This window comes from Colwellia sp. BRX10-1 (genome assembly GCF_014077545.1).
Classification (GTDB): Bacteria; Pseudomonadota; Gammaproteobacteria; order Enterobacterales; family Alteromonadaceae; genus Colwellia_A.
On record NZ_JACGWC010000012.1, the window covers coordinates 1 to 21,995 of the forward strand.

19 protein-coding genes are annotated in these 21,995 nt (G+C 37.4%); 13 read left to right on the forward strand and 6 right to left on the reverse strand.

Annotated elements, in window-relative coordinates:
* The 7 genes from H4J75_RS11220 to purF form a co-directional block, all read left to right on the forward strand.
* Positions 1–1,788, forward strand: a 1,788-nt coding sequence (locus tag H4J75_RS11220; RefSeq protein WP_310733788.1) for a FimV/HubP family polar landmark protein, incomplete at its 5' end; no start/stop codon positions are given.
* A 460-nt stretch (positions 1,789–2,248) separates the two neighbouring features.
* A complete protein-coding gene (truA, locus tag H4J75_RS11225; RefSeq protein ID WP_070374283.1) occupies positions 2,249–3,031 on the forward strand; it encodes a tRNA pseudouridine(38-40) synthase TruA in 783 nt (260 codons plus the stop codon).
* Positions 3,032–3,246: 215 nt separating this feature from the next.
* A complete protein-coding gene (gene accD / locus H4J75_RS11230; RefSeq protein ID WP_182213995.1) occupies positions 3,247–4,107 on the forward strand; it encodes an acetyl-CoA carboxylase, carboxyltransferase subunit beta in 861 nt (286 codons plus the stop codon).
* 21 nt (positions 4,108–4,128) lie between these two features.
* Positions 4,129–5,421 carry a bifunctional tetrahydrofolate synthase/dihydrofolate synthase gene (folC, locus tag H4J75_RS11235; protein ID WP_182222179.1) on the forward strand — a complete coding sequence of 431 codons (1,293 nt, stop codon included), beginning with the start codon at positions 4,129–4,131 and terminating at the stop codon, positions 5,419–5,421.
* Positions 5,422–5,451: 30 nt separating this feature from the next.
* Complete coding sequence (locus tag H4J75_RS11240) at positions 5,452–6,075, forward strand: SPOR domain-containing protein (protein WP_182213991.1); 624 nt, start codon at positions 5,452–5,454, stop codon at positions 6,073–6,075.
* Between the two features lie 158 nt (positions 6,076–6,233).
* Positions 6,234–6,716, forward strand: coding sequence for a CvpA family protein (locus H4J75_RS11245; protein ID WP_182213989.1), 483 nt, complete (start codon positions 6,234–6,236; stop codon positions 6,714–6,716).
* A gap of 112 nt (positions 6,717–6,828) precedes the next feature.
* On the forward strand, positions 6,829–8,346 hold the full coding sequence (gene purF, locus H4J75_RS11250; RefSeq protein ID WP_182213987.1) for an amidophosphoribosyltransferase: 1,518 nt from the start codon (positions 6,829–6,831) through the stop codon (positions 8,344–8,346).
* A 148-nt stretch (positions 8,347–8,494) separates the two neighbouring features.
* On the opposite strand, the gene H4J75_RS11255 is transcribed toward purF, so the two are convergent.
* Positions 8,495–9,094 carry a Yip1 family protein gene (locus H4J75_RS11255; RefSeq protein WP_182176549.1) on the reverse strand — a complete coding sequence of 200 codons (600 nt, stop codon included), beginning with the start codon at positions 9,092–9,094 and terminating at the stop codon, positions 8,495–8,497.
* 269 nt (positions 9,095–9,363) lie between these two features.
* Complete coding sequence (locus H4J75_RS11260; RefSeq protein WP_182222180.1) at positions 9,364–9,642, reverse strand: hypothetical protein; 279 nt, start codon at positions 9,640–9,642, stop codon at positions 9,364–9,366.
* A gap of 259 nt (positions 9,643–9,901) precedes the next feature.
* On the opposite strand from H4J75_RS11260, the gene H4J75_RS11265 reads away from it, so the two are divergent.
* On the forward strand, positions 9,902–10,696 hold the full coding sequence (locus tag H4J75_RS11265) for an alpha/beta fold hydrolase (RefSeq protein ID WP_182213984.1): 795 nt from the start codon (positions 9,902–9,904) through the stop codon (positions 10,694–10,696).
* A gap of 68 nt (positions 10,697–10,764) precedes the next feature.
* Here H4J75_RS11265 and H4J75_RS11270 read toward each other — a convergent pair whose 3' ends face one another.
* Complete coding sequence (locus H4J75_RS11270; protein ID WP_182222181.1) at positions 10,765–12,171, reverse strand: diguanylate cyclase; 1,407 nt, start codon at positions 12,169–12,171, stop codon at positions 10,765–10,767.
* Positions 12,172–12,722: 551 nt separating this feature from the next.
* Here H4J75_RS11270 and H4J75_RS11275 point away from each other — a divergent pair.
* The 4 genes from H4J75_RS11275 (at position 12,723) to miaE (ending at position 17,970) form a co-directional block, all read left to right on the forward strand.
* Positions 12,723–13,376, forward strand: a complete 654-nt coding sequence (locus tag H4J75_RS11275; protein ID WP_182222182.1) for an ABC transporter ATP-binding protein — start codon at positions 12,723–12,725, stop codon at positions 13,374–13,376.
* On the forward strand, positions 13,360–15,771 hold the full coding sequence (locus H4J75_RS11280) for an ABC transporter permease (protein ID WP_182222183.1): 2,412 nt from the start codon (positions 13,360–13,362) through the stop codon (positions 15,769–15,771). The genes H4J75_RS11275 and H4J75_RS11280 overlap by 17 nt, the downstream gene beginning before the upstream one ends.
* A 7-nt stretch (positions 15,772–15,778) precedes the next feature.
* On the forward strand, positions 15,779–16,882 hold the full coding sequence (locus H4J75_RS11285) for a lipocalin-like domain-containing protein (RefSeq protein ID WP_182222229.1): 1,104 nt from the start codon (positions 15,779–15,781) through the stop codon (positions 16,880–16,882).
* Positions 16,883–17,202: 320 nt separating this feature from the next.
* The gene (miaE, locus tag H4J75_RS11290) at positions 17,203–17,970 is read left to right on the forward strand and encodes a tRNA isopentenyl-2-thiomethyl-A-37 hydroxylase MiaE (protein ID WP_182222184.1); all 768 of its coding nucleotides are present in this window, start codon (positions 17,203–17,205) and stop codon (positions 17,968–17,970) included.
* Positions 17,971–17,990: 20 nt separating this feature from the next.
* On the opposite strand, the gene H4J75_RS11295 is transcribed toward miaE, so the two are convergent.
* From H4J75_RS11295 to H4J75_RS11305, 3 genes are all read right to left on the reverse strand, one after another.
* Positions 17,991–19,004 (reverse strand): GGDEF domain-containing protein, encoded by a 1,014-nt coding sequence (locus H4J75_RS11295; protein WP_182222185.1) that lies wholly within the window; start codon positions 19,002–19,004, stop codon positions 17,991–17,993.
* A gap of 150 nt (positions 19,005–19,154) precedes the next feature.
* Entirely contained in the window at positions 19,155–19,910 is a 756-nt protein-coding gene (locus tag H4J75_RS11300) for a UDP-2,3-diacylglucosamine diphosphatase (RefSeq protein ID WP_310733770.1), read from the reverse strand.
* Positions 19,911–19,919: 9 nt separating this feature from the next.
* Entirely contained in the window at positions 19,920–20,411 is a 492-nt protein-coding gene (locus H4J75_RS11305; RefSeq protein ID WP_070374269.1) for a peptidylprolyl isomerase, read from the reverse strand.
* Positions 20,412–20,601: 190 nt separating this feature from the next.
* Here H4J75_RS11305 and cysS point away from each other — a divergent pair, with 190 nt between their 5' ends.
* Positions 20,602–21,987 carry a cysteine--tRNA ligase gene (cysS, locus tag H4J75_RS11310; RefSeq protein ID WP_182222186.1) on the forward strand — a complete coding sequence of 462 codons (1,386 nt, stop codon included), beginning with the start codon at positions 20,602–20,604 and terminating at the stop codon, positions 21,985–21,987.
* Positions 21,988–21,995 lie beyond the last annotated feature (8 nt).

A 21,995-nucleotide genomic window follows, 5' to 3' on the forward strand; every position in this document is an offset into this window, starting at 1 on the left:
GAAGATGCTTCGGCTGAGTTAACCGACCCTGATGATATCGATGCACTGATGGATTCAATGGCCGCCGCAGCGCCAAAACCTGAACCTGAGCCAGTAGAAGATGCTTCGGCTGAGTTAACCGACCCTGATGATATCGATGCACTGATGGATTCAATGGCCACCGCAGCGCCAAAATCTGAACCAGAGCCAGTAGAAGATGCTTCGGCTGAGTTAACCGACCCTGATGATATCGATGCACTGATGGATTCAATGGCCGCCGCAGCGCCAAAACCTGAACCTGAGCCAGTAGAAGATGCTTCGGCTGAGTTAACCGACCCCGATGATATCGATGCACTGATGGATTCAATGGCCACCGCAGCGCCAAAACCTGAGCCTGAGCCAGTAGAAGATGCTTCGGCTGAGCTAACCGACCCCGATGATATCGATGCACTGATGGATTCAATGGCCGCCGCAGCGCCAAAACCAGAGCCTGAGCTAGAACCAGAGCCAGTAGAGGATGCAACTGATAATAGCACTGCAGAGTTAACTGACCCAGACGACATCGACGCACTTATGGATTCAATGGTTAAAGAAAGTGCCGTTGCTGAATTAAATGAACAAGCTGAAAATTTTGAAATATCAGATCCTGATGACATCGACGCCTTGCTAGATTCAATGTCAGCCCCAGAGCAGATGACAAAACCTATCACTGCCGATGATATCATTGATCCTCTTGATGAAATGGCTGCTGATAACTTAGATGAAAATATAGCGTTAACTGACCCTGATGATATTGATAGTTTATTAGGTGATATTCAGGGTGATGAAACTGCAGATGACACTGAGACCACAGAAGATGAAAATAAAGCGCTTATCGATAATTTTACCAATGAATACGTAGCGCCATTTTTATCGGTAGATTTTAGTGAGCTACTTAAAGATGACACCGAAGAATTAGTTGATGATACTCATGCAAGTCATGACGAAAGTATAAACGAAAAAAATAGCAATAAAAATAATGACTTGTCAGATGATTTAGACATAGATGCACTTTTAGCTGAGGTGGCTGAGGGTGACAACTCAAACGCTGATGATTTAGATATTGGTGACGATATACTTATTGATGGACAAGTTAATGAACTAGCGGCAGAAGAAGCAACTGATTATACCGATAGTGATGTATTAGCTGATTTATTAGCCGATGAAAACACCTCTGACGATGATGACAATAGTGAGATTGATGAGATTGAAGCACTCGATAATGTTGACTTTGATGACTTATTGGCAAACATAGCAGAAGAAAATCAGACAACACTTTCAGATGATCTCGACTTTTCAACTGACTTCAATGCTGATGACATTGACTTAGACGCTACTGATACCGATGATGAGATTAACATTGAAGGCGACAGCGAAGATGATTTCGATGTTGACTTAGATGATGTGTTAGATATTGGTGATGACCTCGATAGTGATAATAATTTAAATGTTGATTTTGACAATGATGATGAAGATGATTTTGTCTCTGTTGACTCTTTATTATCAGATAGTTTAAGCGACACAGAAGACGAAGAGCCCTACAATAAAACTGACTTTAATGTCGGGCTTAATGAGTTCCCTGAGTTTTCTGGTGATAACGCCGCAGAAGAAGAAGATGATAACGGTATTGCAGCTAAATTAGATTTAGCGAAAGTTTATATTGAAATAGGAGATAACGAAAACGCCGAAGTAATATTACAAGACGTAGTAGCAAAGGGCGATGCCCAGCAACAATTTGATGCTCAGCAACTACTTGATAATATTAGCTAATCAAGAGACGTTATTTCATTCTATAAAAGCCACTATTGTGGCTTTTTTTATATAATAGAAATAGGCGCAATAATAGAAAACGCCGAAGTAATATTACAAGATGTAGTAGCAAAGGGCGATGCCCAGCAACAATTTGATGCTCAGCAACTACTTGATAATATTAGCTAATCGATAGACGTTATCTTCATTCTATAAAAGCCACTGTTGTGGCTTTTTTTATATAAAAGAATTTTTTATATAATAGAAATAGGCGCAATAATAGAAAACGCCGAAGTAATATTACAAGATGTAGTAGCAAAGGGCGATGCTCAGCAACTGCCCAATTATATGAGTTAATCAATCACAATTACTTTAGCTTTTATAAAAGCCATTATTGGGGTTTTTTTATATAATCAAAGAACCTGATTGGCATAAACCCTAAAATATTGGATAATGCGCGCATTATAATCGGGAGTTATTGATGCGTTACGCTTTAGGTATTGAATACGATGGAAGCCGTTATCACGGTTGGCAACGACAAAAAAATGCGGTCAGTGTTCAGCAAAATGTAGAAAAAGCTTTATCAAAAATTGCTGATGAAAAAATTGAAGTTATTTGTGCGGGCAGAACTGATACGGGTGTTAGTGCGACCAACCAAGTTATTCACTTTGAAACGGACAAAGTGCGTAAAGATGTTGCTTGGACACTGGGCGTAAATACCAATCTACCTAGTGATATTGCTGTGTCTTGGGTGAAGCAAGTTGACGACAGTTTTCATGCTCGATTTAGCGCCACAGCACGTCGTTATCGCTATGTTATTAATAACAATCGTTTAAGATCTGCAATTTTAAGCCAAGGAATAACCTGCTGTCATTATCCACTTGATGAAAAGTTAATGCATCAAGCGGCACAGTCTTTATTGGGTAAACATGACTTTACTTCCTTTCGCACCGTTCATTGTCAGTCGCATTCTCCGGTTAGAACATTGATTCATTGCAATGTTTCACGCCAAGGTGATTTTGTTATTATTGATGTTAAAGGCAATGCTTTTTTACATCATATGGTGAGAAATATTGCGGGTAGTTTAATGCGTATAGGCCAACAATTAGAAACAGTAGCGTGGTTGGGGGAAGTTCTTGAAGCTAAAAATCGTTGTGTAGCTGGCATGATGGCATCTGCTGCAGGTTTGTATTTTGTTGGTGTTGACTACCCACAAGAGTTCAATATTCCAAAACCTCCGCTGGGGCCACTGTTTTTACTTTAAGATAAATAGTGACAGAATGAGTAATTACAAACTGCTAATTCCAACAAAACAGACCAGTTTTTTGTATTCATAGTAGTGCTAAATGTGCTTTAATTGTCGGTTATAGTTAGATTAATTCAAAAAATTAACAATTTGCTGATAGGTTTGAAACCAATATTGGCAAGTTTTCCTATGTTCCCATGGACATATTAGGTAAAAGAAGGCAAAAATAAATTATGAGCTGGATAGAAAAAATTCTCCCAAAAGCAAAAACCACCCAAAAACGTAATATCCCTGAAGGCGTTTGGAGCAAGTGTACTTCTTGTAATGCAGTACTTTATAAAGCAGAACTCGATAGATTATTATCTGTTTGTCCAAAATGTGATCACCATATGCGTATCTCAGCACGCAAACGTATTGATTGCTTTTTAGATGCAAATAATCGCGCTGAATTAGGTGAAGAGTTTGAAGCACAGGATATTTTAAAGTTCAAAGATTCAAAACGTTATAAAGACCGCTTAAGCGCTGCACAAAAAAGTACCGGTGAAAAAGATGCACTGGTTGTGATGAAAGGTGAACTTAATGGTATGCCTATCGTTGCTGCTGCGTTTGAGTTTGCTTTTCTAGGTGGTTCAATGGCTTCAGTTGTTGGCGCTCGTTTTGTTAAAGGTGTTGAATACTGCCTTGAGCATAACCTACCACTTGTTTGTTTTTCTGCAAGTGGCGGAGCACGTATGCAAGAAGCATTATTTTCATTAATGCAAATGGCAAAAACGAGTGCAGCATTAGCAAAAATGAGCGAAAAAGGTTTACCTTACGTTTCGGTATTAACTGACCCTACGATGGGTGGCGTATCTGCAAGTTTAGCTATGCTCGGCGATATTAACGTTGCAGAGCCTAAAGCGTTAATTGGCTTTGCGGGTCCACGTGTTATTGAACAAACTGTTCGAGAAAAGTTACCTGAAGGTTTTCAGCGTAGTGAATTTTTAAAAGAAAAGGGTGCTATTGATATTATTGTTGACCGACGTGAAATGCGTAGCACGCTTTCTCGTATGTTAGCTAAATTCATGGGACATCCAAGCCTTAACGCTTCTTAACTAAAGCTTCACAACAACACTATGCCAACAAACAACAAAAGCCATTTTGCTAGTAAGTCGCTAGCTCAATGGCTTTCTTATTTAGAAACAATACATTTAACTGAGATCGACTTGGGGCTGACACGCATTTCGCATGTGGCTAAGCGATTAAATATTGATCTCAGTTTTGCCCAAGTGATCACGGTTGCAGGAACTAATGGTAAAGGCACGACCTGTGCTTTTATTGAAAATGCTTTGCTCGGTGATGATAAAACAGTGGCGGTTTATTCTTCACCACATATTGAAAAGTTCAATGAACGCTTACGTATTAATAATATTGACGTTGACAGTCAATCATTAATCAACGCCTTTGAGCAAATAGAGCAACAGCGTGGTGATATTTCACTAACCTATTATGAATACACAACATTAGCCGCATTTTTAGTTTTAATGGAAAGAAAACCTGCTTTTATTATTTTGGAAGTAGGTTTAGGTGGGCGTTTAGATGCCACAAACTTAATTGACGCTGATATTGCCGTCATAACCACGATAGACTTAGACCATCAAGCGTACCTAGGTGATAATCGCGAAAGTATTGGCTTTGAAAAAGCGGGTATCATGCGTGCGAATCAAAAAGTTGTTATTGGTGATACCGATTGTCCTATATCGGTACTTGCCCATGCTAAAAAACTTAAAGCCGTGGTCAGTCTGCGAGGCGATGATTTCTCTATTGAACAGCACAAAGTACCCACTTGTTACTCCTTGTGGTGTTGGACATTTGGCGAGTACCAAATCAATGGTTTAAATAAGCCTTTTATACCTCAAGATAATGTAGCAACGGCACTAACGGTATTGGCTTTACTTAATGATTGTTCTGTTGTTTTTAATACTGAAAGTGTAAATGCCTTAATAAACCAAACAAAAGTTGCCGGTCGAACTGAGCTTGTCAGTAAAAAATCGTTAAACAGTCCGGTGCTACTTGATGTTGGTCATAATCCTCAAGCAGCACGTTATTTAGTTGAGTATTTAAAGTCGCAAAAGTATGACAAGCTTTATGCGGTTACCGGTATGTTAAAAGACAAAGATATTGCTAACACCTTTGGACCATTATCTGCACTGGTTGATCAATGGTATTTAGGCAGTTTATCTATGCCTCGTGGAGCTACTGCAAAGGAATTAGCCGAAAAATTGTTATTAAATGAAGATTCAGCTAATTGTTTTGACAATATCACTGAGGCATTTAGAATGGCTAACAAAAATTCAACAGCAACAGATTTGATCTTAGTGTTTGGATCATTTTACACCGTAGCTGAAGTCCGACGTTTATTGCTGTAGTTTTTATTAACTGCAGCCTGGGAGTTCCATTTGTCTACACCTTTTCAAAACCGCTTAGTTGGCACCATTATTGTGGCTGCGGTTGCTATTATTATTTTGCCAGACTTACTAGACGGTAATAAAAAGACCTATCAAGATGAGTTTGAACAAATTCCACCTCCGCCTAAGGTCGAGTTTGTTAAGAGCACACCAAGCTTTCCTGAAGATAAAATTGTTATAAATACTGACGAAATACTGAGTGATGAAGCGGCATTAGATGACGATGTCTCTTCGACTGAACAAGCAATAAAAGATACGGCTGAAACAGAGAGTGACCCGGGTTTAAATAACGCTGTGGCGACGAAAGAAGACGATAAAGCGTTAACTGAGCAAGTAGTAGATAATATTTTGCCAGAAAAATCAGTGTTGCAACAAGCATGGGTAGTACAGCTGGGCAGTTTTCGTCATAAAAAAAATGTTGCACAATTATTACTCAAGCTTAAAGATAATGGCTATACCGCTTTCACAAAACCGATAAAAACAAAAAACGGCCCATTAATTAAAGTTTTCATTGGCCCTGAACTGATCAAAAACTCATTGATAAAAAAAATCCCAGCATTGAAAAAATTAACCGGTGTTGAAGGTAAAATTGCTCGTTTTTACCCAACAAAATAATAAGTTATAACCACTGCTCAATAATACGGTGTAAAAAGTAGTTAAGCACTTTCAATGGCAATGGCTATTTTAAATAAAACATTGGTAAAATAAGGGGCGTTTCTGTTAGAATGCGCGCCTTATTATGCTGGTAAATATTCATTGGTAACGATTAATTTATGGTTTGGATAGACTATGCCATTTTGGCAATTGTAGGCATTTCAACATTAATTAGCTTGGTTCGCGGCTTTGTCAAAGAAGCAGTTTCGCTAGTTATCTGGATCAGTGCCTTCTTTATTGCCAGCCACTTCTATGTAAATCTTGCTAGTTTATTGACAAACATTTCCGATCAAGTCCTACGTAATGCCGCGGCAATTGCTATTCTTTTTATTACCACGTTAATTCTTGGCGCTATGGTAAATTATCTTATTGGTCAATTGGTCAGTAAAACAGGCTTGTCTGGAACCGATCGCCTGCTAGGGCTAGTTTTTGGTGCATTACGTGGCGTGTTAGTTACCAGCGCATTATTATTCTTTATGGATGCATTTACGCCAGCGTCATCAACCGCATGGTGGGCAAGTTCTCAACTCATCCCCGAGTTTACACTCATTGTTGAATGGTTTTTCGAATACCTAAAGAATTCATCAAGCTTTTTGAAATAACGTTATTTTAGTGCCATGAAAATGGGGCTGATGTTCATTAGTATAATTTTTATTTACTTAGCGTTTATGTTATTAAAACGCCCTTAAACTTAGTTCTGTGGAGAATAAACGCATGTGTGGTATTGTTGGCATTGTTGGTAAAACATCGGTAGGTCAAGCATTATATGACGGATTAACTGTACTTCAACATCGTGGTCAAGACGCTGCTGGTATTGTGACTATTCACAACAATACCTTTAGACTACGTAAAGGAAATGGTTTAGTAAAAGACGTGTTTCATACGCGTCATATGTTGCGATTACAAGGTAACATGGGTATTGGTCATATTAGATACCCAACCGCAGGTACTTCAAGTTCTTCAGAAGCTCAGCCATTTTATGCCAATGCTCCTTTTGGTATTTCTCTTGCACACAATGGTAATTTAACCAACGCGATTGAATTAAAAGAGTGGTTATTTAATGTCGCACGTCGTCATGTAAATACCACATCTGATTCTGAATTGTTACTCAACATTCTCGGTCATGAATTACAATTGACTGAAAATTTGAAATTAACACCTGATGATATTTTTACTGCAATATCTAATGTACATGAGCGTATTCGTGGTGCCTATGCAACGGTTGCTTTGATTATTGGCCATGGCATGGTGGCGTTTCGTGATCCTAATGGCATCCGTCCTCTAGTATTTGGTAAGCGTGAAACGGCTACGGGTATCGAATATATGATTGCTTCTGAGTCGGTAGCGCTTGATGCAAACGACTTTGAATTTGTCCGTGATGTTGCACCTGGCGAAGCTATTTATTTCACTGAAGATGGACAAATTCATAGCCAGCAATGTGCAAAGAACCCAACATACAACCCGTGTATTTTTGAATATGTTTATTTTGCGCGTCCTGATTCAGCGATTGATAAAATTTCTGTTTACGGCTCTCGTGTTGAAATGGGCAAAAAATTGGGTGATAAAATAGCAAAAGAATGGGAAGACGTAGAGATCGACGTTGTTATCCCTATTCCAGAAACATCATGTGATACTGCTTTAGAAATTGCTCGACACCTTGGCATCCCATACCGTCAAGGTTTTGTGAAAAACCGCTATATTGGCCGTACCTTTATTATGCCGGGTCAAGAGCAGCGTAAGAAATCAGTTCGCCGTAAACTTAATGCGATAACAACAGAGTTTGCTGGTAAAAATGTATTGTTAGTCGATGACTCTATTGTAAGGGGTACTACTTCTGGACAAATCATTGAAATGGCTCGCTCTGCGGGGGCAAAAAATGTTTATTTTGCCTCAGCCGCTCCAGAAATTCGTTTTCCTAATGTTTATGGTATTGATATGCCAAGTGCCAATGAGCTCATTGCTCATGGCCGTGAATTAGACGATATTTGCCAATTAATTGGTGCAGATAAACTTATTTTTCAAACCTTGGAAGATTTAGTTAGTGCTGTGGGCAGTGTAAACCCTGAAATCAAACAATTCGAGACATCTGTGTTCGATGGTCAATATATAACTAAAGACATTACTCAGGGCTATTTAGAGCGTTTAGATGCGATGAGAAATAATGAAAATAAAGAAGACTCAGATAAAAATGCTGATTCAATTATCGATATGCACAATGAAGGTGCTGAATAGCGTCAGGCTTGTCTAAACGACAGTATAGAAAAATAAAGTAAAATAAAAGCCCGCTTAGTTTATCACTAAGCGGGCTTTTTTATCATCAAATGCTAAAGATACATATTTATAATAAATGACTTATCGACTTAAATTTATAATAAAAGCGTTAAGATATATGTTCAGAGCCAAAGCCCATACCTAACATAATAGCGCTAAATGCCATTAAAGAGACTAAAAGAACTAATCCGCAAGTAACTACAGAGCTTGAATAAATAAAGCCTTTTTCTTCTGGAATATTCATCATGATGGGTACGCCAGAGTAAAGTAAATAGACAGAATAACAAAGTGCGGCTAGTCCCGCTAAAGCAACAAACCATAAAACAGGAAATAATGCAGTTACGCCAACCATTAATAACGGTGTTGCTGTGTAAGCGGCTAATTCTAAAGACTGGGTAAAATCTGGCTTAGCATCAAAAGTTTTTGCCATCCATTGAATTAAAAAAGCTAAACCAATAACACCAAAGATTAAACCAAAATACATGCCGACAGACATGGTCATTGCGCTTGCCTGAGTTAATTTTATTGGATCACCTACGCCTATTGTCCAACCAATATGAGCGGCGGCAAAATAACTACAAATGGCAGGTATTAACGCTATGGTTAAAATATGAACCATGCTGTACATTAAGCTTTCGTGGCGCCTTTCAATTGTGTGCCACTCTTTCTTAGGGTCAGTATACAATCCCCATATATGATTTAATATCATAATAAAATCCTCTCGCTGTCCCCAAAATTACATTTATTGCTTTTTATTTTTTATTAATAAATGTCTGTGTCGATCAATGTTTTTATTATTGATAGCTTATTTATGTAAGATGGCGAAGCTTTCGTCAAGAGATGAATAGCAATTAAGCTAAATTAAATGCAAATAACTTCTTTTTATACCGAAAATAACAAATGTTTATATAGTGATATATTATTTTGTTCTTTCAAAGAAAAGTGTGGGCTATTAAAAATGTCAGTTTTAATGGAAAATCAGGCGACTTTTATTCTAACAATATTCATGACTTCTATCTCAAAGCCAGCAATCATTTCAGTGCTTGTGTAATAGGTCATATTCACTTGTTGTTTGCTAAGCGATTTATAAGCTTTTTTCCGCTTATATTTGAATGGAACATCACAGCCTTTTATCATTACCGTATTAATAAACCACTCATCTTGTTCGCGTTGAACATGAGAGACGACAGTAACATTTTCACTATGAACAAGTTTGTCATGTTTTTTTAAGAGACTGTTTACTGTTTTCTTTTTCATCTTTATTACCTTGAAGAGACGTTGTAATGCTCGGACCTAAAAGAGCAGCGCCATTGATATTGGCTTTTTATTAAGAAGACAAACTATTCTAAACTTTATTATATCTTTTCGCAAAATAGTCAATTAAGACAGTACATCATTAAAGTATTAGCCTAGTAAGGGGGGATATTAGCTAACTTATTAGGAGATTTTTTTTAAATTTAGCTATACTAGCTACTCTTAAGTTTGTATAACTCATCGTAATAGGGTGTTTGCAGTAATGAGCAAATCAATTCTTTTCCATACTATTTATCCACATAAAACCAGTAAAGTATGGGTTGTTTTTGTCCATGGTGCTGGCGGTAGTTCGGCAATTTGGTTTCGTCAGATCAGAGATTATCAAAAAACTTATAATGTGCTCTTACTTGATCTTCGTGGCCACGGAAAGTCCAGCCATCTGGTACAAACCTTTGTTGATAGTAATTACTCCTTTAATAAAGTCTCTGAAGATATCATCGATGTTTTAGATCACAACAATATTACATGTGCACATTTTGTTGGTATTTCTTTAGGAACTATTATCATTCGTAACATAGCTGAAATTGCGCCTCAATATGTATCAAGTATGGTTCTAGGTGGTGCTATCACTCGTTTTAATGCTCGTAGTAATATATTGGTTTATTTGGGAAATACCTTTAAGCATTTTCTACCATATATGTGGTTGTATCGTTTATTTGCTTTTATTATGATGCCGAAAAAGCGCCATAAGGAATCTCGACACTTATTTGTTCGTGAAGCTAAACGTTTGTGCCAGAAAGAATTTATTCGTTGGTTTAAGTTAGCAATGGACGTGAACCCCTTGATGCGTTATTTCAAAGAGAAAGAAATTGATATACCTATCCTTTATATTATGGGCAAGGAAGACCATATGTTTTTGGGACCGGTTATGGAAATGGTTAAGCAACATAAAAACAGTTTATTACACACCATTCATAAATGTGGTCATGTCTGCAATGTTGAGAACCCAGAACTCTTTAATCAACATTCGTTAGAGTTTATCGCTCAACAACACTAATTTTATAGATATATCACCCTTGAGAACAAAGTTATGTTTGTTCTTTTATCAATATTAGTCAATAGCGGTTAAATAAAGCTGGTTTGGTTACGACCGTTGTCCTTTGATTTATACATGGCTACATCTGCTCTTTTGAGAAATAAACCAACATCATCTGGCTTAGTTAATTGGGTGGCTCCCATGCTTACGGTGATCTTTACCTTTTTATTATCAATAATAAGAAAAGCATTATCAACAGCCGCGCGGATGCGCTCAGCAACAATTAAAGCGAAGTCGATGTTGGTAGCGGGAAGAATGAACGCAAACTCTTCGCCGCCAATTCGCCCCATCAGATCATTCTCTCTCAGTGCCAATTGGCTTACGTTGCAAATAATTTTTAAGACTTCATCGCCAACCGAATGACCATAGGTATCATTAAATACTTTAAAATAATCTACATCTAACATTAATAAACACAGTGGAAATTGATAACGATGGGATCGCTCTAATTCAAGCTGCAAAGATTTCATAAAGGCACGTCTGTTAGCAATGCCAACTAACTCATCCGTTGTCGCCATTTTTTTTAATTTATTAATGTCTTGTTCTATATGGTTAGCCATTTTATTTAAATTTTTGCTCAGTGAGCCAATTTCATTTTTTACGATGACCTTGCTACGTGCTTGGTAATTTCCTTCAGCTATATTTTGTGCATCGTGAACCAGTGAAAATATAGGCAGAACAATCTTATTTCTGACATAAAAAGTGATAATTAACGCCATAAGTGTTGAAATAACCAATAATAAAATGACGTACCATAAATATTTTTTTTGCTTAATGTTAAACTCATCAGCCTCGACAATTAACCTAGTCTCCACAGCATCGATAAATTTTTGAATAGGTTGCATAATGGCAATTTTTTCTTGCTGGTATTGATGTGAAAATAATAGCTTAATAGCAAAAGCCCTATCAGGCTCTCCTTTAAGGGTAAACGTACCTTTACCATCATTGTAGAGTCCTTTCATTAACGCAAAAGCCTGTTTTTCGATGCTCATTAAATTATCTGAGCGGTTTTGGGACTGTTGCAGTAGTAATAACTCACTTTCTGTAAAGCCCATATTTCCCATAAGAGTCTTTAATGGGACTTGTATGCCTAATTTATCTGAAGTAAACCGTTCTGGTGTAAGTGACGTATACCAGTAAGTGGGAGGGTATTTTTTTGGTCGAGGAGAATCTCCGTTACGTATTGCAATGATGTCAAAATAATACTCTTTATAAATCTCATCCCCGGTAACCACATAGGTGCGTGCCATACGTGTTAGGTCATCTGAACTTTGGCGTAGCTCATTAGCAATGGTTAACGAATATATATGGTGCTTTTCATCTTTAATTGCTTGCAGATCAAAAATACCAATAATATGAAAGAAAACATAACCCCACATGCTTAATATGACGATAAAGCATAAAAAACCGATTTTATTGCCAGTGGAAATATTCATCTACAACCTATTGGTTTGATATTAGCTATGCAATATCAAACAGTTGATAATATTTACTCATTTCATTCATTAACGTCTAACCATGAAATAAAAATTTTACAGACAGTTTTATTAAGTGTTGAGTTTACCCAAACGAGTATCCTTATAGATTTATAAATCTATAAGGTATGATATATGTGATATCGCTATTTTAAAGCTTACTTTGAGTATAGACACTTCTGATCATCTTGTGTAAATAAGTGATAATTCTTGATATAGCTATGATAAATAGACACTAATTTAGTACCCCTAGCTTAGTTATTTACGATATTTCGACCACAACACTATTAGCGCTTACCTTATTTTTTATAATGTAAAACACGAGGGATGAGTTAATGGAGCTGTAAAAAAATTATTTATATTGTTAATTACTCACTGAATGTCGGCTAAATGAAATTATTACTCATAATTATCTCGCTGAATGAAGAGGTGATTTTTAGGGGATTAAATACTTTTTTGGTGATTTTGTAGTGTTTTTACCATGATATTCTACGTAATAATAAGGAGTTACCGTGATTTGCGTGAAGGACTTATCTTTTAGCCGTAATGATGGCGGCAACAAACAAAATATTTTAAATAAACTCGATTTATTTGTACCTGCAGCACAGCACCTCGCGTTACTTGGTGATAGTGGTTCAGGTAAAACAACCTTTTTACATATTTTAGCGGGACTCTTGCAAGCAGATAGTGGCTCGGTAAGTATTAACAATCAAGAGCTTTCATCACTGAATGAAACAGAACTTGCGCTTTATCGTCGTAAAATAGGGCTAATATTTCAGCATTACCAATTGCTTGACTGTTTAACCGTAAAGCAAAATATTCTCTTTCAACACAAACTCAATTACCCCAAAAAACCAGCGGATGAATTTGACTATATCGTCAATAAACTAGGGCTCGAAAGTAAGCTCGATTCACTGCCAGAAAAACTCTCAGGTGGAGAACAACAAAGAGTTGGCATCGCAAGAGCGTTACTCAACAAACCTCAGATAATTTTTGCAGATGAACCAACAGGTAACTTAGATCGGCAGCGCTCGCACCAAGTCGTTAAACTTCTTACTGAGTTATGCAGTGAGCAAAAAATCAATTTGGTGATGGTGACTCACAGTCATCAATTAACCGATTACTTTGACCATGTAAAAGTACTTAGAGATGGTCATTTTGAATAATTTGACCAATGAAATTAAACTTATTATCGCCACTCATTTAGCCTTCTATCGAAGACATCCTTGGTTAATGGCGTTATTTTTTCTAGGTTTTAGTCTAGGTAGTGCACTATTAACCGCAATTTCTGGCCTTAATCAAGAGGCTAATACACGCTATCAAAATTCTTCCGCATTAATCAATAACCCCGTTACACATTTAATTAAGCCATTAACAGGAAAGTACTTTATTGATGGCAATATATGGCTCACTTTACGACAACATGGCTTTATCAATACTCAACCCGTTTTACGAGGTCAATTAAAAACCAACAACGGAGAAACACTTGCCATTCAGGGTGTGGATACTCTGCTGTGGTTAAACCGTGCGCAATACCAACAAAGTGATGAAAATGTTAATAAAACAGCTCAACGCTTTTCCCTTTCTACCTTATTAGTTGACTCGAAATTTGCAAATCGCATCGTGACAAAAACAGGTGAACCAATAAATTTTTCGCTGCAAAACGATCAGCATCAACCTGAAGTTGTATTAGCTGACAATATTGGACTTTGGGCGATCACCGATATCGCCAATGCTGATTATTTATTAGCAGCTAAAGGGCAACTCAGCTTTATTGAGCTCTCGCATGTTAGCGAGCAGCAATTAATAAAAATAGCACAGCTAATTGCTGGGCAAGCACAGTTGATTGATGCAGAGCAACAATCGTTCGATGTTTTATCTGAAGCCTTCTTTTTTAATCTGACCGCACTTGCCATGCTTGGTTATATTGTTGCGGCATTTTTGAGTTTTAATGCGATAAAACTGACGTTAACTGCGCGACAAAAATTAATAGAGCAAATGCAGCTATTAGGTTGCATTAAGTTAAGTGTTCAACTAAGTCTTGTCATTGAACTTATTATTGTTAGTGTTTGCACTGCTTTATTAGGTACATTAGGTGGTTATTTAATTGCTAATGCATTAGTGCTTGATGTTAACAGCACTTTAGTTGGCTTGTATCAACTCGATAAAGCGCTTGTGATCAATTGGCAATGGTCAAATGTCTTATTAGGCTTTACCCTTAATATTTCGGCTTTGGGGGTAATACTTTTGGCGCAAGCCAAGCAAGTTGCCCAAAAAAGTCAATTGATGTTCTATAGTTTGTTGGTCAGTACATTAGTGGCAGTCATAGGGTTACTCTATTATGCGACTAATGAGTATCAAGCCTTGCTGCTGTGTTTTGCGCTTTTAATGTTGTTTATTTTACTTGTGCCTAAAGTACTGTCTCTCTTGGTTTCATTACCGTTGACAATCACAAATCCATTAACACAATGGCTTCATGCCGATACCCGACTTCATGTAAAAGACCTTCATATTGCTATTATTGCAATTCTAGTGGCGCTTGGCAGTGCTATCGGCATGCAAATTATGGTAAAAAGCTTTAGCCATACGTTAAATGCCCATCTTGAAAAGCAATTAAGTGCAGATATTTATTTACGTTCAGATAAACTCGATAATACTTTAAGGCAAGCGCTCACTAACTTACCTGAAGTTGAGAAGTTGAGTATCTATATGCAAAGTGATGGTGATGTAAATAAAGTACCTGCGAATCTTGCAAGCTTTGGTAATAGCTTTGAACATTATCAACATATTTCGCTGACTTCTGGCTCAGCCATTAATGTAGAAAATTTTTATGGTCAAGGTTGCTTGGCTAACGAACAAAGTAAAATTAAGTTTAATTATTCATTAAATGACGTGATGGTATTTAAGCAAAATTCAACTAAATTTACTTGTCGTATAACAGGGTTCTTTTATGATTATGGTAACCCAAGAATATCGTTACTTACGTTAGAGGAACGCCAGAAAACAGCAGCACTAAACCGTGATGTTTTTGGTTATTCAATACGGCTAAAGAGTCGTACTTCCGTTGCTGTTTTTAGCGAGCGTTTAATGGGCGAATTTAAACAAGACAGTACAAAAATTTTAGCCAATAAAAGATTTAAAGAAATAGCTAATGCCTTGTTTGAAGATACGTTTGTAGTGACCAAAGCACTCAATAGTTTTATTCTCGCTATTGCATTGTTAAGTTTGTGTACCAGCCTATTAAGTTTAAGTGTTAATCAATTAAAGCAATTAACCATATTACGTAATTTAGGCGTAACACAAGGGCAATTATTAACCATGAAACTGCTACAAACAGCAGGCGTGGTTGTGTTTACTGCGTTGTTTGCTATTCCGCTTGGCTTCGCACTGGGCTTTGCGTTATTAAAGTTTGTCATGCCAATTGCCTTTGGCTGGACTATTCACTTTAGTTTAGATTTAAGCAGTTTATTAATAACGTGCTTAACGCTAGTTGGAGTCTCTGTTTTATGTGCCTATTTACCGATCCGAAAATTAACTAACTTAGCGACTAAGGAGTCATAATCGCGTGATAAAAAGACAAGCTTTGACCGGGGTATTATTGACTCCGTTTGTTTTTGTACGATGTACGCTTGTGCTGTTAATTTTTGTGCTGTCTGCGTGTCAACCGACTGAGCAAAAAACAGCATCATCTAAATTACAAGTGGCTATTGGCAAACCGGTAATACAGGGCACTCCTCTTATCTTTCCCGCTGATCATGGTATTCATGCTGGACAAGGTATTGAGTGGTGGTATGTAACGGCTAATTTGCAAAGTGACACTGGCGAGACTTTTGGGGTTCAATGGACATTATTTCGCACACTAATGCCAGGTAACCTTGAGTCACAATGGTGGGATAACAATCTTTACTTTGCTCATTTTGCCATACAACACCAACAAGATCATATTGCGTTTGAACGGTTTTCACGAGCAAGGCAAGCTAAGGTCATTAGCTCGCCGTTTGATGCCAGTATTGATGATTGGCAGTTGAGCAGTATCAACAACGAATTTTTGCCACTCAATTTAACAGCAGCACATGAAAACTATGAAATAGCATTAACACTAAGCGACAGCCCAATAGCCTTGCATGGCGACAAGGGCTATAGCCAAAAAACACAAAGTGGTCATGCGTCTTATTACTTTAGTTATCCCTTTTTAAAGGTAAAAGGCCGTCTAACTTTTGCGGGTAACACCTATAACGTTTCGGGGAATGCATGGTATGACAGAGAGTGGTCGGCGAGTTTACTCGACAAAAATCAACTCGGTTGGGATTGGTTCAGTATTGTTGACACTCAATCAGCCACTCAATCAGAGAAGCAAGGGCTCATGCTCTTTTGTATTCGAGGTAATGATAATAATTATGAGTATTGTAGTGGTACTGAGATAGCCCCCAATGGCGAAACAACACCGCTTTTTAAAGAAGATATTAAGCTGTCTGTTATTGAAACCGTGACATTAAATAACCACGATTATCCTAGTAAATGGCAAGTTGAATTAACGAATAGACCAATCATTATTATTGAAAGTATTACCAAAGATTCACGTAATCAATTAACAATCCCTTACTGGGAAGGACGCGTAAAAGCAACGGGTGGTTTTATTGGTATTGGCTATGCCGAAATTACTGGCCACTAATTATTCATTATTAAGTTGTTATTTTATTTTGCAAACCCTGGTCAAAATGACTAATAAAAGCAGTCATGCGTAAGTTATATGCAAAAATTGCCATCATCATTACCTGATAATATTACTTTTTTTACTCTCTAAAAGGGGACTGAGTGAGATAATGTGTTTCATAAAACCCCTTACTTTGTGGTCTTCGCGTTTAAATTAGCATAGACAATACTCAATTATTATTGGATCGTTAACTTTCTCTGAAAATAGCCGCGCAATTATTAATAAGGGTATGATAAAATTGATATCAATCTAGTGTATATAGTGAAGAATTTCACCAAATGTCGACTACAAAATTATTATCTCCAATATTGTCATTCTTAAAGTGTGAAACACCACAAGCATGGCTTGATGAAGCCGTTAAGCCTGAAAATTTACCCGTGCTATTAATTGATCACCTGGTGTGTGAATTAAAAGCAGCTCAGTCCGCTATGTTTTTGATCCGAAAATATGCAGTTGATAAAGAAAGCGGTGATGCTTTGTTGGCATGGCTGCAGCCATTCGAGCAATTAATCTATAAGAGGCAAGGGGATTGGCGCTCATTACCGTCGAAAAACAAGTTAACTAAAGCCATATTACCCAAGTCAGGTTCAGCACATGGGCAAGGCCTTATCGACAAAATGGTCTTACTGATCAAAGAAGAGCTACATCATTTTTACCAAGTATTAGAAATGATGGATGAGTATGGTATTGAATATCAAAGTATTACGCCGTGCCGATACGCGAAAGGCTTACTTCGTCATGTAAAATCTTTTGAACCTGATGCTATGGTTGATAAGTTAATTATCGGTGCCTTTATCGAAGCTAGGTCGTGTGAACGTTTTGCTAAAATAGCCCCTCATGTTGATAAGCGTCTGGGTGATTTTTATATATCATTACTACGCTCCGAAGCTCGCCATTATCAAGATTACTTATCATTAGCGACAGAGATTGCTGGAACCGATATTTCTGAACGAATAAAATATTTTGCTGATATCGAAGCGACGTTAATTATTAGTGCAGATGAAGACTTTAAGTTTCATAGTGGCTTACCTGCAGCGACTCTTTAAGCTTAGTTAGCTTTTTCAAGTTAAGCTGCAGTATTGGCGCTTGCTAATACACAACGATTTCTGCCTGAATTTTTTGCTTGGTACAACGCTTGGTCGGCATTATTAAATAATGTTGCCCATGTCATGTTATTGTGTAATTCGGCAACCCCAATAGATACAGTAATAGGCGGAAGCTGAGTATTACTTTGACGTTGCACTAATTTTAATTTCGCAATAGCCAAACGTATTTTTTCAGCCATCGTATGAGCAAATTGTTGCGACTTATTTGATAATACCACCACGAACTCTTCACCGCCGTAGCGCACAGGAATGTCATCAGGTGTGACGTGTTCTTTGATGATTTTTGCCACCAACTGAATCACTTTATCGCCAACACTGTGTCCAAAAGAATCATTCACTTTTTTGAAGTGATCAATATCGATAACTAATGATGAATGAATGTTATCAAGTGATAGTGCCTGTAATTTTTTATCACAGCCTCGACGGTTTAATAATCCTGTTAAGGTATCAATTAGGGCTTCTTGACGAGATTCTTCTAACTTCAGTTTTAACTGTGATACTTCTTCAGATGCTTTATATAGCTCAGTAGATAAAGACTCATGTTGAGCTGTCGATTGCCCTATAGCATTAAGTAAAAAAGTAGTAATGTTTTGGAGAGGCTTTTCTACACTTAGCTGACCAAGCGTTTTTTCTATTTTATTGAGATGACTTATTACTGCTTGTCCGCTTGAAACTTGGTTATCAAGTTGCGCTAAGGTACTGTTCAGTGTTTCGCCAAAAGGTGTAAAGATATTATCTTCAATATTTTGGCTGTTTGAAAGAAACTCACTAAACAATGCGTCGATAAAAATAGCGTCGAGTGGCTTTTTGCTGCTTAATTGCCCATCTATTTTTTTTATGAGTGACACGTTTTCTTTTGAAAAATAACAGTAGGCAACAGCGTAATGGCTCGGTATGGGCGCAATTAGATGCAAAAGCATAAATTCTTTAGCTTGTTCTGCGACTTTCATCGCTTGATCAAAACTTCCCTGCATCGTAATTCTCTTTATTATTTTTCTACATAATAACAGTTAATTAAAAGAAAACTCAATGGAAAATGCGACACAATAGCCGGTTTAATCATTTTTTTTGTCGTGATATTACTTATTTATAACAGCAGTATTTAATTTATTGAGAAAATAAGTTTAAGGCGTTTTAAAGGCTTGAGAAAGTAACTCTATACTGTCTTTTGTTACCTTTAACCATGCGCCTTGCTCATACCAATCACCCAAAACAATGCGCTGAGCAGGTAGGTTATTGGCTTGGATATGATGAATGTTAGGGCGGTGAGTATGTCCATGAATAAGTAACTGACAATGATGTAATTCAAGCTTGTCAACAACCTCTGTCTCGGTGACATCCATTATTTCTTGTGACTTCATTGCCGTTGCACTGGCGCTTTTTAAGCGATAATTTTCAGCAATATTCTTACGTACAAACAGTGGTAAGTTTTTAATCATCGTTTGCCACCACCAAGAACGAGATTTCTTTCTAAAGGCTTGGTAAGCGATATCACGTGTACATAAAGTGTCACCATGCATAATAACGACGGGTTTACCATAGAGATCAATAACATCCACTTCAGGTAATAACGTCATGCCACAAGCTTTGGCATAGCGCTTCCCTAAGAGAAAGTCTCGGTTACCATGAATATAATAAATACGAGTACCTAGCATGCTTAATGCTTTTAGCGCGAGGGCTACTTCGACGACAAAAGGATTTTTATCATCATCACCAATCCAGTATTCAAATAAGTCACCTAATATATATAGTGTTTCGGCGTTAGGGGCATCTTTTTCAAGGAATGACAAAAAACAGGCCGTTATATCGGGCCTGTTTTGCGCTAAATGCAAATCAGCAATAAAGTAGGTTACTGATTTGTTGTTTATTGCGTTAGTCACTAATTTTTATTATTCAACAATCGCTGATTCAATAATGATTTCTTCTGTTGGAACATCGTCATGAAAACCCATACGGCCAGTTTCAACCAGAGTCATTTTATCAACAATGTCCATGCCTTCAACAACTTCAGCAAATACACAATAACCCCAACCTTGCACAGATTCGTTTTTAAAATTTAAAAAATCGTTGTCGCTTAAGTTGATAAAAAACTGAGCTGAAGCTGAATGTGGCTCTTGTGTTCTTGCCATCGCTAAAGTGCCACGCTTATTTTCTAAGCCATTACTTGCTTCGTTTTGAATGGTTTCACGAGAATCTTTTTCTTCTAAGCCAGAAGCAAAACCACCGCCTTGTGCCATAAAACCTTTAATGACACGATGAAAAATAGTGCCGTTGTAAAAACCGTCTTCAACATACTGTTGAAAGTTTTTTGCTGTAAGAGGTGCTTTATCAAAATTTAATTCAATTTTGATATCGCCTAAGTTTGTTTTTAAAATGATCATTTTATTTACTCTTCAATTTCGATGTGGGAATTGTAAACGAAAGCACAGAACTGTAAAGCAAACTTATGGATAATGTGTAGGTAAATAATGACCCTAGCGCTTTGTTCGGGTACAATTATCGAAAATTGATATAATTTTTATTAACTATTAATTACCCCTATTTTAATCGTGATCGGAGCCAGAAAATCTTATGTTACAGATATACAATACATTGACCCGCCAGAAGGAAGTTTTTACCCCAATTGAAGCAGGTAAAGTCGGTTTGTATGTGTGTGGTTGTACGGTTTACGATTTATGTCATATCGGTCATGGACGTACTTATATTAGCTTTGACAACATTGCTAGATACCTAAGGTTTTCTGGTTATGACGTAAATTATGTCCGTAATATCACCGATGTTGAAGATAAAATAATTAAGCGGGCACAAGAAAATAACGAAACACCAGATGAGCTTACCGAGCGTACTATTGCATTAATGCATGAAGACTTTGATAGTTTGAATATTGAACGACCAGATATAGAACCAAGAGTAACGACGCACATGGACGAAATTATTGCCATGATCGTCACACTTGTCGAAAAAGAGCATGCCTATGTCGCCACTAGTGGCGATGTGTTGTTTGCTGTGTCGAGCTTTGCAGACTATGGCAAACTCAGCGGTCAAAATTTAGAGCAATTACAAGCCGGCTCTCGTGTAGAAGTCGATGAAAGTAAAAGGTCACCACTGGATTTTGTTTTGTGGAAGTCAGCTAAACCAGGCGATCCAAGTTGGGAATCACCTTGGGGAGCAGGGCGTCCTGGTTGGCATATTGAATGTTCAGCGATGAGCGCTAAAGAACTAGGTCATCATTTTGATATTCACGGTGGAGGCTCAGATTTACAGTTTCCACACCATGAGAATGAAGTAGCACAGAGTTGTTGTGCGCTTGATTCCCCTTACGTGAATTATTGGATCCATACTGGTATGGTGCAAGTTGACCAAGAAAAAATGTCAAAGTCACTCAATAATTTTTTCACTATTCGTGATGTGCTAAGCCAGTATGACTCAGAAACTGTTCGGTTCTTCTTAACCTCTGGACATTATCGTAGTCAGCTAAACTATTCTACAGATAATTTAGAACAGGCACGCTCTGCTCTAGAGCGTATTTACACGGCTTTGCGTGATGTTGAGGTGCTTGCTGATTTTTCACTAGATAAGGATGACACGTTTGTTGCTCAATTTATTAAAGTAATGAATGACGACTTTAATACACCACAAGCGTTAGCGGTATTATTTGATTTAGCCAAAGAGTTAAATGTCGCTAAAAATGAAAGCAGTGATAAGGCGCCCTATTTAGCCGCGACGCTTAAAGGTTTGGGAGAATTGATTGGTTTATTACAATTATCTCCAGCAAGTTTTTTACAAGGAAAAGGTGACAGCGATGAAGTCGCTGAAGTTGAAGCGTTAATAAAACAACGTAATGATGCGAGAGCAAGTAAAAACTGGTTATTAGCTGATGAAGCTCGAGATAAATTAGCGGCGATGAATATTATCGTTGAAGACAGTGCTGGCAAAACCACTTGGCGTAAAAGCTAATTTATAGA

What these genes read in the sequence shown, in the direction of transcription:
- accD (WP_182213995.1), top strand. Translation starts at nt 3,247, where the DNA reads ATGAGCTGGATAGAAAAAATTCTCCCAAAAGCAAAAACCACCCAAAAA.
- H4J75_RS11245 (WP_182213989.1), top strand. Translation starts at nt 6,234, where the DNA reads ATGGTTTGGATAGACTATGCCATTTTGGCAATTGTAGGCATTTCAACA.
- miaE (WP_182222184.1), top strand. Translation starts at nt 17,203, where the DNA reads ATGTCGACTACAAAATTATTATCTCCAATATTGTCATTCTTAAAGTGT.
- folC (WP_182222179.1), top strand. Translation starts at nt 4,129, where the DNA reads ATGCCAACAAACAACAAAAGCCATTTTGCTAGTAAGTCGCTAGCTCAA.
- purF (WP_182213987.1), top strand. Translation starts at nt 6,829, where the DNA reads ATGTGTGGTATTGTTGGCATTGTTGGTAAAACATCGGTAGGTCAAGCA.
- H4J75_RS11255 (WP_182176549.1), bottom strand. Translation starts at nt 9,094, where the DNA reads ATGATATTAAATCATATATGGGGATTGTATACTGACCCTAAGAAAGAG.
- H4J75_RS11260 (WP_182222180.1), bottom strand. Translation starts at nt 9,642, where the DNA reads ATGAAAAAGAAAACAGTAAACAGTCTCTTAAAAAAACATGACAAACTT.
- truA (WP_070374283.1), top strand. Translation starts at nt 2,249, where the DNA reads ATGCGTTACGCTTTAGGTATTGAATACGATGGAAGCCGTTATCACGGT.
- H4J75_RS11270 (WP_182222181.1), bottom strand. Translation starts at nt 12,171, where the DNA reads ATGAATATTTCCACTGGCAATAAAATCGGTTTTTTATGCTTTATCGTC.
- H4J75_RS11265 (WP_182213984.1), top strand. Translation starts at nt 9,902, where the DNA reads ATGAGCAAATCAATTCTTTTCCATACTATTTATCCACATAAAACCAGT.
- cysS (WP_182222186.1), top strand. Translation starts at nt 20,602, where the DNA reads ATGTTACAGATATACAATACATTGACCCGCCAGAAGGAAGTTTTTACC.
- H4J75_RS11305 (WP_070374269.1), bottom strand. Translation starts at nt 20,411, where the DNA reads ATGATCATTTTAAAAACAAACTTAGGCGATATCAAAATTGAATTAAAT.
- H4J75_RS11280 (WP_182222183.1), top strand. Translation starts at nt 13,360, where the DNA reads ATGGTCATTTTGAATAATTTGACCAATGAAATTAAACTTATTATCGCC.
- H4J75_RS11295 (WP_182222185.1), bottom strand. Translation starts at nt 19,004, where the DNA reads ATGCAGGGAAGTTTTGATCAAGCGATGAAAGTCGCAGAACAAGCTAAA.